Origin of the sequence: Bacillus yunxiaonensis, assembly GCF_037104695.1 — a bacterium.
GTDB classification, from domain to species: Bacteria; Bacillota; Bacilli; order Bacillales; family Bacillaceae_G; genus Bacillus_A; species Bacillus_A yunxiaonensis.
The window spans coordinates 569562-583765 of record NZ_JBAWSV010000002.1; the positions used below are offsets into that span (position 1 = coordinate 569562).

The following is a 14204-nucleotide window of genomic DNA, read 5'->3' on the forward strand; positions in this document are numbered from 1 at the left end:
TTCTTTTCCCTCTTTTTCAACAAATGCATATTTATTCATTTGTATTTTCGACAAAAAAGTAACACTTGAAGAGTTTCCTCTTTCAAGTGTTACTTTTGCACAATAATATTGTTATTTCGGTTTATTTTTCGTTCCATCCATTTGATTATCATATATTTCATCGGTTTTCTCGCTATCGGAATCAATAAAAACAATCCTATACAATCGGTTATATACCCTGGGATTAACAGAAGTATACCGCCTGCAAAAATGCAAATCGCATCTAATACAGCATCACCGGGAATTTCACCTCTACTTAACCGATACTGAATCTCTCTCCAAACTGCTACTCCTTGCCGTTTCGCTATATATGCTCCCATGATACTCATTGCTACAATCACACAAAACGTCGGCCACAGCCCAATCCACTGACTCGATCCAATTAACACTGTAACTTCTAACGCTGGAATTAAAATAAACAAAAAGAGAAATATCTTCATTCCTCTCACCTCATGTTTTCAAATTGAGTAAAAAAAAGAGAAGGATCTCCATCCTTCCCTACATATTACTTCTTATAGCACTTCCGCATGTCCATTATATACAATTCCACGCGCTGCATCAACTGTTACTTCTTGACCATTTTTTAGGATAGCAGTCGCAGTTTCTACACCAACGATAACTGGAATACCGATTGTTACACCAACAACCGCTGCATGGCTTGTTAAGCCGCCTTCTTCTACAACAAGAGCCGCAGCTTTTTCAATTGCAGGAATCATATCTTTGTCAGTGCTTGTTGTAACAAGGATAGAACCTTCTGTTACGTTTGCTAATGCTTCTTGAGCTGTTTTCGCTACAACAACTTTACCTTTTGCTGTTTTACGGCCAATTCCTTGTCCTTTAGCGATTTCTTCGCCAACAACATGAATTTTCATTAAATTTGTTGTGCCAGTTTCAGCAATTGGTACACCAGCAGTAATAACAACTGTATCACCAACGCCAATCATACCTGCATCCATAGCTGTTTCAATAGCAGTTTCTAACATTTCGTCTGTAGATTTTGCCTTTTCCTCTGCCATATACGCTTGTACACCCCAAGCAAGTGCAAGACGACGGCATACTTGTTCATTAGATGTTACTGCTACGATTGGAGATTTTGGACGATATTTAGAAATCATTTTCGCAGTATGGCCGCTTTCTGTAGGAGCTACGATTGCCGCTACATCAAGTGCAATTGCTGTATGTGCAACAGATTGACTAATTGCATCTGTAATTGTACAAGATTGTTCTTTAAGACGTTTTTTGAACATGTCTTCATATTGCAATGATTTCTCAACACGAATTGCGATGTTTGCCATCATTTGTACCGCTTCAAGTGGATATAAACCTGCTGCTGTTTCACCAGAAAGCATGATTGCATCCGTGCCATCGAAAATAGCGTTTGCTACATCACTTGCTTCCGCGCGTGTTGGACGAGGGTTACGTTGCATAGAATCTAACATTTGCGTTGCAGTAATAACTGGTTTACCTAATACGTTACATTTTTTGATTAGACGCTTTTGCACTAACGGTACTTCTTCTGGTGGAATTTCTACACCCATGTCACCGCGCGCTACCATTAAACCGTCAGAAACTTCAAGAATAGAGTCGATGTTATCAATACCTTCTTGGTTTTCGATTTTTGGAATGATTTGAATATGTTGTGCTCCGTGCGCTTCTAATAATTCACGAATTTCTAATACGTCAGATGCTTTGCGTACGAAAGAAGCTGCGATAAAGTCAACATTTTGCTCGATACCGAAGACGATATCTTGAATGTCTTTTTCTGTAATACCAGGAAGCTTGATGCTTACGTTTGGTACGTTTACACCTTTCTTATTTTTTACAGTACCGCTATTTAATACTTTTGTGCGGATATCGCCGTTTGCTTTTCCGATTACCTCTAACTCAATAAGACCATCATCGATTAAAATGCGAGAACCTGTATCTACATCGTCATAAAGTCCCGCATAAGTTACAGAGAATTTTTCAGCAGTTCCTAATACTTGTTCTGTAGAAATAACAACTTCTGCACCTGTTTTTAGTTCAGCTTGTCCATCTACAAAATCATGTGTACGAATTTCTGGACCTTTTGTATCAAGTAAGATTGCTATAGTTTTACCAGTTTTCTTCGCAGCTTCACGAATGCTTTTAATACGTACTCCGTGCTCTTCATGGCTACCATGAGAGAAGTTTAAACGACAAACGTTCATACCTGCTCCGATTAATTGTTCTAATTTTTCAATGCTTTCACTAGCAGGACCAATTGTACATACGATTTTAGTTTTGCGCATAACGCACCTCCAAATATTTATGAAAACGTTACCATTAATCCGACACTACGCCAATTAGATGGATAACTCTTTTGATAATTGATACACATCTAAATCAAGTTGATGTTTTTGTGCTAACGCTTCAATAATATCGTGATCAACAAGTTGATTGTTTTGAATACCTACACAGCGGCCGCCTTTTCCTTCTAATAGAAGCTCAACTGCTCTTGCACCAAGACGACTTGCTAATACACGGTCCATCGCACTTGGAGATCCTCCGCGCTGTACGTGACCTAATACTGTAACACGTGTATCAAATTGTGTTGCTTCTTCAATTTGTTTACCGATTTCAATCGCGCTGCCAACACCTTCAGCTACAACGATTATACTATGTTTCTTACCGCGTTCACTACCGCGTTTTAGACGAGCAATTACATCATTCATATCATAGTCTGCTTCCGGAATTAAAATTGTTTCTGCACCGTCTGCTAAACCAGCCCATAACGCAATATCTCCCGCATGACGACCCATTACTTCAATTACATATGTACGTTCATGAGATGTAGCTGTATCACGAATTTTATCAATTGCATCAATAACAGTGTTTAAAGCTGTATCAAAACCAATTGTAAAATCAGTTCCAGGAATATCATTATCAATTGTGCCAGGTACACCAACACATGGAAAACCATGCTCTGTTAATTTTTTCGCGCCTTGGTAAGAACCATCTCCACCAATAACAACAAGTCCTTCAATACCAAATTTCTTTAATTGTTCAATTCCTTTTAATTGCCCTTCTAGTTCTTTGAACTCAGGGCATCTCGCTGTATATAATTTCGTTCCACCACGGTGGATAATATCGCCTACAGAACCTAACTCTAATTTTTCTATATGACCAGAAATCAACCCTGCGTATCCATGATAGATACCATACACTTCTAGATCATGGTACATTGCTTTACGTACAACCGCACGAATGGCAGCGTTCATACCTGGGGAATCTCCACCACTTGTTAACACACCAATACGTTTCATTAGTACTCACCTCATAAAGATTATTTGCCTTATATTAAAATAACATGAAGAAAGATAAAATGACAATGGAGAAGATGTGTCTTTTTCATAAGAAAAACGTGCATTCGCGAGATGGAACGCACGCTTTTTCTATTTTACCCCAATGGAAGCGTTTGAAAACGAAACTTGTCCAATTTTCATATATTTTGTATAACGATTTTCAACCAATTCCTCTTTCGAAACACCTTCCAATTGTTGGAATGTTTTTTGTAAGGTACGGTTTATATATTCCGCTTGTTCTTTAACGTTGCGATGTGCACCGCCGCGAGCTTCTGGAATCATTTCATCAATTACACCCAATTCTTTCAAATCAGACGCCGTAATTTTCATCGCTTCAGCAGCTTCTTTTGCTTTCGTAGCATCTTTCCAAAGAATTGCTGCTGCTCCTTCGGGAGAAATAACTGAATACGTGGAGTTTTCTAACATGTGGACATAATTCCCAATACCAAGTCCTAACGCACCGCCACTGCCGCCTTCACCAATTACAATGCATATAACCGGTACAGTGAGTCCTGCCATTTCAAATAAATTACGTGCAATCGCTTCACTTTGTCCACGTTCTTCACCTGCTTTTCCAGGATATGCACCTTTTGTATCAATAAAACAAATGATAGGACGATTAAATTTCTCTGCTTGTTTCATAAGGCGCAATGCTTTGCGGTAGCCTTCTGGGTGAGGCATTCCGAAATTTCGACGAATATTTTCTTTTGTATCTTTTCCGCGTTGATGGCCAATTACCGTTATAGGCATTCCATTATATTTCGCAATACCGCCGACAATCGCTGCATCATCACCAAACAGACGATCTCCATGACATTCAAAAAAATCAGTAAATAAGTGCTCAATATAATCAAGCGTTGTCGGTCTTTCGGCATGACGAGCAATTTGAACGCGGTCCCATACTTTCATATTGCCGTATATTTCTTCTTCTAAATGCTCTAACTTGTCTTCTAAAATACGGATTTCTTCACTGAAGTCCATCTGGCTATTTTTCGTATACTCTTTTAATTCACGAATCTTATTTCTTAGCTCAACAATTGGCTTTTCAAATTCTAATTCTGCCATGACGCCACTTCCTCCCCTTGATGAACTTCTAAAATCTTGCGGAGTGTATCTCTCATATCATTACGGTGTACGACTGCATCTAATTGTCCATGTTCCAGTAAGAACTCTGCCGTTTGGAAGTCCTCCGGCAATTTTTCACGAACAGTCTGTTCAATTACACGACGACCTGCAAATCCAATCAATGCACCTGGTTCCGCTAAATTGTAGTCACCAAGTGAAGCAAAGCTCGCGGAAACTCCGCCCGTCGTTGGATGCGTCATAATAGAAATGAATAAACCACCAGCATTGCTATGTTTTTTCAAAGCAACACTCGTCTTCGCCATTTGCATTAAACTTAAAATACCCTCTTGCATACGAGCTCCGCCTGATGCAGTAAAAATAAGAAACGGTACTTTCATTTCATATGCTTTTTCAGCAGCACGCGCAATTTTTTCACCTACAACAGAGCCCATGCTTCCCATTCGAAACCTTGAATCCATAACCGCAACAACAACGAGCATATTCTCGATTGTTCCTTCTCCTGTCACAACTGCTTCGTTTAATCCAGTTTTTTTACGATCGCCCTCAAGTTTCTGCTCGTAATCAGGGAAGTGAAGCGGGTTTGCCGAAATCATTTCTTTGTCATATTCACGAAATGAATTTTCATCTAACAAACTTTCAAGACGCTCCCATGCGTTCATCGGATGATGATACCCACAGTTAACACATACTTTTAAATTCTTCAGAAGTTCTTTCGTATACATGATTTTTTTGCATTTCGGACATTTTGTCATGACACCGTCCGGTACATCTCTTCTTACTTGCTCTGAAGGAATTGCAGCATATTTTTTCTTCTTTTGGAATAAATCTCGTAGCAAAGTTTGACCCTCCTTTAGGTGATAAAAGAGCTAAGGTTAACGAGTAAGAAAATGTGGCTAACACCTACTTCAATAAGTGTTAGCCTTGTTTTCTCAATTTGCCTTATAACCCATCTCTTTACGTTTAACTTTAAACGTTGTCTGGCAGAATGTTTGTCAGAACGTGTCATGGTCATTTCGACAAATTTTGTATAGAATTACAAATGAAACTGTATGTTCTCTTTGATTGCATCATAAAGCTTTATTGCTGTTTGTTCCTGCTTATTCTCTAAGGCTTTATATAGCTTTTCATGCAACTCTCTCGCGTTTAAATGAACATCGCAAGAAAGCGTCGAAGCGTAGTCATGTACAATCATCCAAACACGATACATTAAAAAATTATCTACTTGCTCTACAAGCGTTTTTAAAAAGGTTTGATGAAATACAGCGATAGATGTCTGTTCATCAGAAAAAGTTGCCTTAAGCGGCTCTAAGCAGCCTTCTGTCTGCATTTGACATAGGACACGAATCGCATCCTTCTCAAGCAATTCTTTCATTTGTAACAAATCTTGCCGTGTTTTTTCATCTTGTAATACGAACGGTGCAATTAATTGCACAAGACCATTTTCATAAAAATTTCGAATGAACGTCCCTTCACCGCGCCGCGTTTCAATTAAGCCGACCAATTCCAGCGCTCTGAGCGCTTCACGAACAGAGGAACGACCAACATTTAAACGTGCGCTTAGCTCTCGTTCGGATGGCAGGCGATTACCTGCTTCTAATCCGTCCTCTTTTATAATAGAGCGGATTTTTTTCACTATTTCCAGGTATACTTTTGTTTGTGATGATGTCAATGGACACTCCTCGCTTATTCTTTACCGATAATTGCTAGTTTTCTTGTTTTCTCAGCTATTTCATTCGGATCTACTTGACGGCGAGCAACACCTGTCTCCATTGCAGCTTTCGCTACATATGCTGCCACTTGCGGTGCTACGCGTGCATCGAATGGAGCTGGAATAATATAATCCGCATTCAATTCTTCAGCTGATACAAGCTCAGCAATTGCTTGTACTGCTGCAATCTTCATTTCTTCATTAATTTGCGTTGCATGTACGTCAAGAGCACCGCGGAAAATACCAGGAAAAGCTAGTACGTTATTTACTTGGTTCGGGAAGTCCGAACGACCTGTACCTACAACAGCTGCTCCAGCTGCTTTTGCAATTTCCGGCATAATTTCTGGATTTGGATTCGCCATTGCAAAGATAATTGCATCTTCATTCATAGAGCGCACCATTTCTTCTGTTAATGCACCTTCTGCAGATACACCGATGAAGACATCTGCACCTTGAATTACGTTTGCTAATGAGCCTTCTACACGATTTTTATTTGTATATTTTGCAACTTCATTTTTCACAGGGTTCATACCAACAGGACGACCTTCAAAAATCGCACCTTTCGTATCACACATAATAATATCGCGTACACCGTAGCGATATAAAAGTTTAATAATCGCAATACCAGCTGCCCCGGCACCATTTGCAACAACTTTAATATCCGACATTTTCTTTCCAACTAGCTTTAATGCATTCACAAGACCTGCTACTGTTACAATTGCTGTACCGTGCTGATCATCGTGGAATACAGGAATATTTGTTTCTTTCTTTAAACGCTCTTCAATAATAAAGCAGTTTGGCGCTGCAATATCTTCTAAGTTTACGCCGCCAAAAGTTGGCTCCATTAATTTTACAGTTTCAACAATCTTATCTACATCATTTGTATTTAAAGCAATTGGAAATGCATCTACACCAGCAAAGCTCTTAAATAATACAGCTTTACCTTCCATAACAGGAAGTGATGCTTCCGGTCCAATATTTCCAAGACCTAATACAGCCGTTCCATCCGTTACAACTGCTACCATATTGCCCTTCATTGTATATTCGTATACCTTGCTTTTATCGTCATAAATAACTTTACATGGTTCTGCAACCCCTGGAGAATACGCAAGACTTAAATCTTTTGCATTTTCTACCTTTACTTTTGATACTGTTTCTAATTTTCCTTGATGCACTCTATGCATGTGAAGTGCTTCTTCACGAAGTGTTGACAAACGATCCACTCTCCTCATATGTTCTTACTGCATAGCGTTATTCATTCTCCAAGGTGGTCTGACCACGAACGCTATTACTACTATAATCGAAATAGAGGGAAATTGTCCATTATATTTTTACAACGACATTTTCCTTCCCGACTACCTCATAAAGTGCTTGTAGACATTCTTCACTTGGATGAATGGATAAACTACGAGATAATTGTATCATCTTATGCTCTTTTTCATAATAAATTAGTACTTTCACAAAACCTGAATAGTGAAACAATATTTTTGTTATATTGTTTAACAGCTTTTTTTCATACTGTGATGGTATTTTCACGTAAATAGAAGCGTCCTTCATTTTATCGTAAGTATCCATTTGTTCTAACGGATATACCCCATTTATAATCCATTGCAGCTTATGATTTCGTTGTTCAATTGTACCTTCTATTAAAACAATTTCACCTTCTTGTAACCTCTCTGCAAAATGAATATACGTTTCAGGAAATACAACCGCTTCCATCTCATTGTTTTGATCACAAAATGTAACAAACGCCATCTTTTGTAATTTTTTTGTCCGAATGACTTTTATATTTGTCAAATACACAATTGCCCGCTGCACTTTTCTTTGCTGCTTCATCGCTTGTGCAAGTGTTGGAATTTCCAATTGTTTAACAAGCTGTTCGTACTGTGCAGTTGGATAACTTGATAAATAAAAGCCCAGCGCTTCTTTCTCTTTATTTAATTGTTCAATAAAGGATAGCTCTGCCTCTTGTGCATACTCTGACTTCGGCACAAGCTCCTCGCCGATTTCACGTGCTAAGTTCGCATATTCTAACGCACCTTTAATACTGTTAAACAACGATGGACGTGAAACCTCAAAGTCATCAAAACAACCAGCCCAAATCATCGTTTCTAAATTGCGTTCTGTTACAAACTTCGCCGGCATGCGCAAACAAAACTCAAATAAATCTTGAAATGGTTTTTTGTTTCTTTCTTCCATTAAAGCATTTACTGTCGCCATCCCTACATTACGAATCGCAAGTAAGCTATACCGAATTGCATTCCCTTCCACAAGAAAATCATAACTGCTCTTATGAAGAGATGGAGGTAAAACATGAAATCCTTTTCGCTTCGTTTCCCGAACATATTGTACAATCTTCTCTTCATTTCCGACTGCGCTTGATAATAGTGCTGTCATAAACTGCAGCGGATAATTTGCTTTTAAATAGGCAAGCTGATATCCAATCATACTATAAGCAACTGCATGACTTCTATTAAATCCATAATTCGCAAATTGCACAATTAAATCATAAATTTTCTGGGCAGTTTCTTCATCATACCCATTTTGCAAACAGCCTTTCACAAAGTGAGTACGCTCTTCGTCTAAAATATCACGATTTTTCTTACTTACGGCGCGGCGTAATAAGTCAGCCTCACCAAGAGAAAATCCTGCTAAACGAGAGGCAATTTGCATAATTTGTTCTTGATAAACGATAACTCCGTACGTATTTTCTAAAATTGGTTTCAAATCAGGATGAAGATAATGTATCGCACGTTTCCCATGTTTTGATTCAATAAACACCGGAATTTGCTCCATTGGTCCTGGTCGATATAGCGCGTTAACCGCAACAATATCTTCAAACTCATTTGGTTGTAACGAACGCAAAACATTTCGCATTCCGCTTGATTCAAGCTGGAAAATCCCAGTCGTATCTCCCCGTCCGAGCAGTGCGAATGTTTTCGCATCCTGAAGAGGTAATTTCTTTATATCTATATTTGTCCCAGTTGTTTGTGCAACAAAGGTACGAATATTTTCAAGCAATGTTAAATTACGAAGACCAAGAAAGTCCATCTTTAACAATCCAAGTTCCTCTAATACTTCTGCAGGATATTGTGTAACATATACACCATCATGTCCATCTTGAATGGCAACGCTATTTGTCAGCGGCTCTTCGCTCATAATTACCCCGGCTGCATGAATAGACGTATGACGAGGCAAGCCTTCCACACGTTTCGCAATATCAAATACCCTTTGAAATATAAGGTTACTTTGTATATAATTTTGCAGTCTTTGCGATTCTGTATAAGCTTCCTCTAATGTAATCCCAACCTTGGATGGAATATGCTTTGAAAAAATATCAATTTCATTTGGCGGCAGCCCCATTACTCTTGCAATGTCGCGAATCGCTGCTTTTGCTGCAAGTGTTCCAAATGTTACAATTTGAGCAACACGTAGATCCCCGTACTTATCTTTCACATAACGAATCATTTCATCGCGGCGAATATCTGGAAAATCAATATCAATATCAGGAAGTGTAACACGTTCTGGATTTAAGAATCGTTCAAACAGTAAATCATACTGAATTGGATCGATATCAGTAATTCCCAGTACGTAAGACACAAGTGATCCAGCTGCTGAACCACGCCCTGGTCCTGTTAAAATGCGGCGTTCATGAGCGTATGTCATAAAGTCCCATACAATAAGAAAATAATCACTAAATCCCATACGAGAAATAACGCCTAACTCGTGCGCTAGACGTGCCTTATGCACATCTGTCACTGTTTCATAACGCTTCTTCAGTCCTTCTTCACAAATGCGGCGTAAAAAATCATCAGATGACTCATTTGTTGATACTGGAAACTTCGGCAATTGATTTGTATGAAACGAAATCTCTACATGACAGCGCTCTGCAATGAATGCAGTGTTTTGAATCGCTTCTGGCATAGCAGAGAATAACGCTTCCATCTCAGAAGGCGATTTCATATAATATTGATCAGTTTGTAAACGCGGCCTTTCTGAATCTGTCATTTTTGTCCCGCTATGAACAGATAGTAAACACTCCTGTACAATCGCATCACCTTGTTTGACATAACGAATATCATTCGTCGCAACAAGCGGGATTCCAAGCTGCTTTGCAAATGGCAGAAGCTCTTCCTGCAGCAATAATTCTTCTTGAATAGCATGGTGCTGCAAGCTTATATAAAAGCTCGCAAATATACTTTTATACGTATTTGCTACTTCTTCAGCAACCTCATGTTTGCCCTGTAATACAAGTTGTTCAATTTCGCCGTCTTTCCCTGGAGAAATCGCAATTAATCCGCCTGCGTAGTGCGCAAGCCATTTCTTTGGAATACCGTCTTTTGACTTTGTCATTATGCTGCTAGAGATTTTAAGTAAATTCCGATACCCAGTTTCGTTTTCAGCCAACAAAACAAGTGGATAAGATCGCTCTTCTTCTTCATTCCATATCGAAGCTGTTAAACCGATAATAGGCTGAATGCCCGCTTTTTTACATGCTTTATAAAATGGAACAACACCATACATCACATTTTCATCTGTAATCGCTAATGCTGTAAAACCAAGTTCTTTCGCTTGATGAACAAGCTCATCTATTTTACATGCACTTTTCAATAAACTATAAACGGTTTGACATTGTAAATGCACAAACTTCACTTTTATGCCCTCTCTTTATCTATTTGACTACTTCCTATTATACGTGAAATCAAAACATACTTCCCCTTCTTTGTCCATATACATGAAAAAGAAAGGAGAATGATGATGGAAGTGAATCAAAGCTTTTTCTCTCTTCTCGTTACAAGTTATTTTATTGCCCTTGGTGTTATGATTGGTGGATCGTTAATCGGCGGGGTCGGTGCTTTTTTAGTTGGGAAACCACCCCTCACAATGATTACGCAGTTTGCAGAAAATTTACGAATTTGGGCACTTGTCGCTGCTATTGGCGGGACTTTTGATACATTTTACAGCTTTGAACGCAGCTTCTTTGGAGGAGATACAAAAGATATTGTGAAACAAATTCTACTTATTTTCTTTGCCACAGGCGGTATGCAAACAGGATTTATTATTATTAATTGGATTACACAGGAGCATGTATGAGAGTTCCAAGCTCACTCTCCAATCGATGGAAGCTTTTTTTAGGTGGCGCTGCTGTTGGCGGTATTTTAAGCTGGATTATTTTTTTGTACATATATGGTGTATTTCAAGAAGTACAAACAAAAACACTAGAACAACAAGAAGCAAAAATAAAGAAATTAACAGATGACTTACATGTAATCATTGAAGATCAAAATAAAGAAAATGAAAAAAATAAAAAAATGTTAACGATTCAAGAAATTGAAATTGAGATTGTCAATCATGATAAATATAATGTAGACTCTCTCACTGTTGAAGCATTAAAAACCTCGATTCGCGACGATCTCCGCCACTTGCTTACCCAAAATGTACAAAGCGTCGCAAATAATAAAGAACTACTGAAAAAGGTCATTGAAAATAAAGTATATAAATATTACGACCGTGTCTATCGATTTGAAATCGAAACAGTTTCATTTGACACTACACTTGAAATTAGCGTAAAGATAAAACAAGAAAGGTAGAGCTCTCTCTACCTTTCTTCTTATTTACACAATTCGCGTAAGTCTGCAAAAATACGGTCCGCTTCTTCCCAAGAAAAAGCTTTTGCACCGGAAGCCATTGGATGTCCTCCGCCGTTATATTGCATTGCTAATGTATTAATTACCGGCCCTTTTGAACGAAGTCGAACACGAATTACATCTTCTTCCTCTAGAAATAGAACCCATGCTTTTAAGCCTTCAATATTTCCAAGTGCTCCAACAACTCCTGATGCCTGAGACGGAAGTACATCAAATTGCTCTAATACTTCTTTTGTCAACTTAATATAAGCTGCTCCTTCTTCTGTCATTGTGAAGTTTTGTAAAATGTAACCATTTAAACGTGCAATGCGCTCATTTGTTTTATACATTTCATCATATAATGCAGGGAATTCAACTCCCATGTCTACAAGTTCAGATGCATAACGAAGTGTTTTTGCAGATGTACTCGGGAATAAGAAACGTCCTGTATCACCAACGATACCCGCTAAAATAAGACGCGCTGCTTCTTTGGATAAAGTTAATCCTTTGTCTTTACCATATAAATAAAATTCATAAATAAGTTCACTTGTAGAACTAGAAGTTGTATCTACCCAAACAATATCTCCGTACGGGTCTTCATTTGGATGATGATCAATTTTAATTAATTGCTTTCCTTTTGTGTAACGCTGATCGCAAACGCGCTCTTGGTTTGCTGTATCACAAACGATAACAAGCGCCTCTTCATATGTAGCATCATCAATTTCATCCATTACGCGTAAATATGCTAAAGATGGTTCGTTGTATCCTACCATATAGATCTTTTTCTCTGGAAACGACTCTTGCAGCATTGTACCAAGTCCACACTGCGAACCTAATGCATCTGGATCCGGACGTACATGACGGTGAATAACAATCGTATCAAATTGCTTAATTGCTTCTAAAATCTTCTCATGCATATGTAAAAGTCTCCTTTTTCACCAATTTATACCCATTATAACCCAAAACACTTCATACAGGACGATAATTGATTTACAATAAAATAAATAACATACAAATAGATGGGGGATTGGGGTCATGCCAGTATTAGTCTTTTGTATTATCGTTACATTTATGTTGTATCTCTTCTACAAAACGAAATATTTTCGCACAAACCGTTCCATGGAGAAAGGATGGCTTGCTGGAAAATCAGCGATTGCACTCGGATTATTTGTTGCATCATTTGGCCTGAACCAATTTTTCTTGGATCTTTCAACGGCTCGTATAATCGTTGGCGCTTTATTTGTAATTGTTGGCGGAGCTAGCATCTACAATGGAATTCGCCAATATAAACATTTCTTACCGCTTGCGATTGAGGAAGCAGAGCAGTTACAAAAACAATCTTGAGGTGAGATGAAATGAACACCTTTCTAAACGATTTTTTTAACCGTATTCAATATGAAAAGCAAGATGTAACATTTAAAGATATTCGTGTGTTACAATCACAATTTGCTAAACATGTGCCATTTGAAAATATTAGTATTATACAAAATGAAAACATTGAAATTACCTTTGAAAACTTAAAAAGAAAGATTATAGCCAACCAGCGCGGCGGTGTTTGCTATGAGCTGAATCCGTTATTTTACTACGCTTTAAAAGAACTAGGATTTCAAGTCCATATGATATCCGGCACTGTATTTAACGATGGAGAAATCCGGCTAATTGAAACGCACTTTGCAACGATTCTACATCATAATAATCAGCCATACCTAATCGATGTTGGTTTCGGTTCACACCATGCTCTGCAACCTATTCCGCTTACAGGAGAAACAGTGAAATCTTCAACTGGTGAATACCGTATTCAACAGAAAAAAACAGATTTAGGAGAATACGCATTTGAAAAATATAAAAATGGCACTCTAGAAATTGGCTATGACTTCTTCACATCGCCAATTGATGAAACAGTTTTACAAAACGCACAACAAATCATTACCCACCATGAACAATCACCATTTAATAAATCACCGCTTCTCGCAAAACTAACAGACGATGGTCACATTACACTGACAGACAAAACCTATACCATAACGAAAGGGAATCATAAATCTAAACAAACGATTGATATACAAACTTTTCAAACGCTTGCTTTGAGTGAATTTGGTATTGCGGTTAAATAGGGGTCATTTCTTTATCCCGCACTAACGGGCAGTATGACTCCCACCCCAAGGTTCTGAAAAAACAAAGAAGATAGGTGGGAGATAACTGCCCGTAAGAGCCCGATTGGTTCAACTAACCATCAGTGGGGAATGAAAAAACCCCCACTGATGGAAGTTTCACTTTATCTAATAACTGTATTTTTTCTGTAAGATTCATTGAAGACATAAAAAAGCGGTCATCCTTTCATGAAGGGATGACCGTTTTCAATTTTAAAATTGAGAGTAAGTTAATTCATAGTAAAAATGGTACTAAAAAAATATAAATGAT

The 14204-nt window shown here is 38.2% G+C and carries 13 protein-coding genes; 4 read left to right on the forward strand and 9 right to left on the reverse strand.

The genetic code is table 11. The features are described 5' to 3' along the window. Positions 1-89: 89 nt before the first annotated feature. The 8 genes from WAX78_RS09005 to dnaE form a co-directional block, all read right to left on the reverse strand. Positions 90-479, reverse strand: a complete 390-nt coding sequence (locus WAX78_RS09005) for an FxsA family protein (protein WP_336481928.1) — start codon at positions 477-479, stop codon at positions 90-92. Between the two features lie 72 nt (positions 480-551). Continuing rightward, complete coding sequence (gene pyk / locus WAX78_RS09010) at positions 552-2309, reverse strand: pyruvate kinase (protein WP_336481929.1); 1758 nt, start codon at positions 2307-2309, stop codon at positions 552-554. Between the two features lie 54 nt (positions 2310-2363). Then, positions 2364-3323, reverse strand: a complete 960-nt coding sequence (gene pfkA, locus WAX78_RS09015) for a 6-phosphofructokinase (protein ID WP_336481930.1) — start codon at positions 3321-3323, stop codon at positions 2364-2366. 129 nt (positions 3324-3452) lie between these two features. Then, positions 3453-4427 (reverse strand): acetyl-CoA carboxylase carboxyl transferase subunit alpha, encoded by a 975-nt coding sequence (gene accA, locus WAX78_RS09020; protein ID WP_336481931.1) that lies wholly within the window; start codon positions 4425-4427, stop codon positions 3453-3455. Continuing rightward, entirely contained in the window at positions 4415-5284 is an 870-nt protein-coding gene (accD, locus tag WAX78_RS09025) for an acetyl-CoA carboxylase, carboxyltransferase subunit beta (RefSeq protein ID WP_336481932.1), read from the reverse strand. The genes accA and accD overlap by 13 nt, the downstream gene beginning before the upstream one ends. A 197-nt stretch (positions 5285-5481) precedes the next feature. Next, positions 5482-6117 carry a FadR/GntR family transcriptional regulator gene (locus WAX78_RS09030; protein WP_336481933.1) on the reverse strand — a complete coding sequence of 212 codons (636 nt, stop codon included), beginning with the start codon at positions 6115-6117 and terminating at the stop codon, positions 5482-5484. A gap of 14 nt (positions 6118-6131) precedes the next feature. Further along, positions 6132-7388: an NADP-dependent malic enzyme gene (gene ystJ / locus WAX78_RS09035; protein ID WP_336481934.1), complete on the reverse strand. Its 1257-nt coding sequence runs from the start codon at positions 7386-7388 to the stop codon at positions 6132-6134. 91 nt (positions 7389-7479) lie between these two features. After that, positions 7480-10809, reverse strand: a complete 3330-nt coding sequence (gene dnaE, locus WAX78_RS09040) for a DNA polymerase III subunit alpha (RefSeq protein WP_336481935.1) — start codon at positions 10807-10809, stop codon at positions 7480-7482. Positions 10810-10908: 99 nt separating this feature from the next. Here dnaE and ytrH point away from each other — a divergent pair, with 99 nt between their 5' ends. Further along, entirely contained in the window at positions 10909-11250 is a 342-nt protein-coding gene (ytrH, locus tag WAX78_RS09045; RefSeq protein ID WP_098305354.1) for a sporulation membrane protein YtrH, read from the forward strand. Continuing rightward, positions 11247-11747, forward strand: coding sequence for a sporulation membrane protein YtrI (gene ytrI / locus WAX78_RS09050; RefSeq protein ID WP_336481936.1), 501 nt, complete (start codon positions 11247-11249; stop codon positions 11745-11747). Before ytrH ends, ytrI begins: the two co-directional genes overlap by 4 nt. A gap of 20 nt (positions 11748-11767) precedes the next feature. On the opposite strand, the gene WAX78_RS09055 is transcribed toward ytrI, so the two are convergent. Further along, complete coding sequence (locus WAX78_RS09055; RefSeq protein ID WP_336481937.1) at positions 11768-12700, reverse strand: DHH family phosphoesterase; 933 nt, start codon at positions 12698-12700, stop codon at positions 11768-11770. A 118-nt stretch (positions 12701-12818) separates the two neighbouring features. Here WAX78_RS09055 and WAX78_RS09060 point away from each other — a divergent pair, with 118 nt between their 5' ends. Both WAX78_RS09060 and WAX78_RS09065 read left to right on the forward strand, forming a co-directional pair. Then, positions 12819-13127, forward strand: a complete 309-nt coding sequence (locus WAX78_RS09060) for a YtpI family protein (protein WP_336481938.1) — start codon at positions 12819-12821, stop codon at positions 13125-13127. An 11-nt stretch (positions 13128-13138) separates the two neighbouring features. Continuing rightward, positions 13139-13897 carry an arylamine N-acetyltransferase family protein gene (locus WAX78_RS09065; RefSeq protein ID WP_336481939.1) on the forward strand — a complete coding sequence of 253 codons (759 nt, stop codon included), beginning with the start codon at positions 13139-13141 and terminating at the stop codon, positions 13895-13897. The last annotated feature ends 307 nt before the right edge of the window (positions 13898-14204 follow it).

Coding starts and splice junctions, on each gene's coding strand:
- WAX78_RS09005 (WP_336481928.1), bottom strand. CDS start 479: ATGAAGATATTTCTCTTTTTGTTTATTTTAATTCCAGCGTTAGAAGTT.
- pyk (WP_336481929.1), bottom strand. CDS start 2,309: ATGCGCAAAACTAAAATCGTATGTACAATTGGTCCTGCTAGTGAAAGC.
- pfkA (WP_336481930.1), bottom strand. CDS start 3,323: ATGAAACGTATTGGTGTGTTAACAAGTGGTGGAGATTCCCCAGGTATG.
- accA (WP_336481931.1), bottom strand. CDS start 4,427: ATGGCAGAATTAGAATTTGAAAAGCCAATTGTTGAGCTAAGAAATAAG.
- ystJ (WP_336481934.1), bottom strand. CDS start 7,388: ATGAGGAGAGTGGATCGTTTGTCAACACTTCGTGAAGAAGCACTTCAC.
- ytrH (WP_098305354.1), top strand. CDS start 10,909: ATGATGATGGAAGTGAATCAAAGCTTTTTCTCTCTTCTCGTTACAAGT.
- ytrI (WP_336481936.1), top strand. CDS start 11,247: ATGAGAGTTCCAAGCTCACTCTCCAATCGATGGAAGCTTTTTTTAGGT.
- WAX78_RS09055 (WP_336481937.1), bottom strand. CDS start 12,700: ATGCATGAGAAGATTTTAGAAGCAATTAAGCAATTTGATACGATTGTT.
- WAX78_RS09060 (WP_336481938.1), top strand. CDS start 12,819: ATGCCAGTATTAGTCTTTTGTATTATCGTTACATTTATGTTGTATCTC.
- WAX78_RS09065 (WP_336481939.1), top strand. CDS start 13,139: ATGAACACCTTTCTAAACGATTTTTTTAACCGTATTCAATATGAAAAG.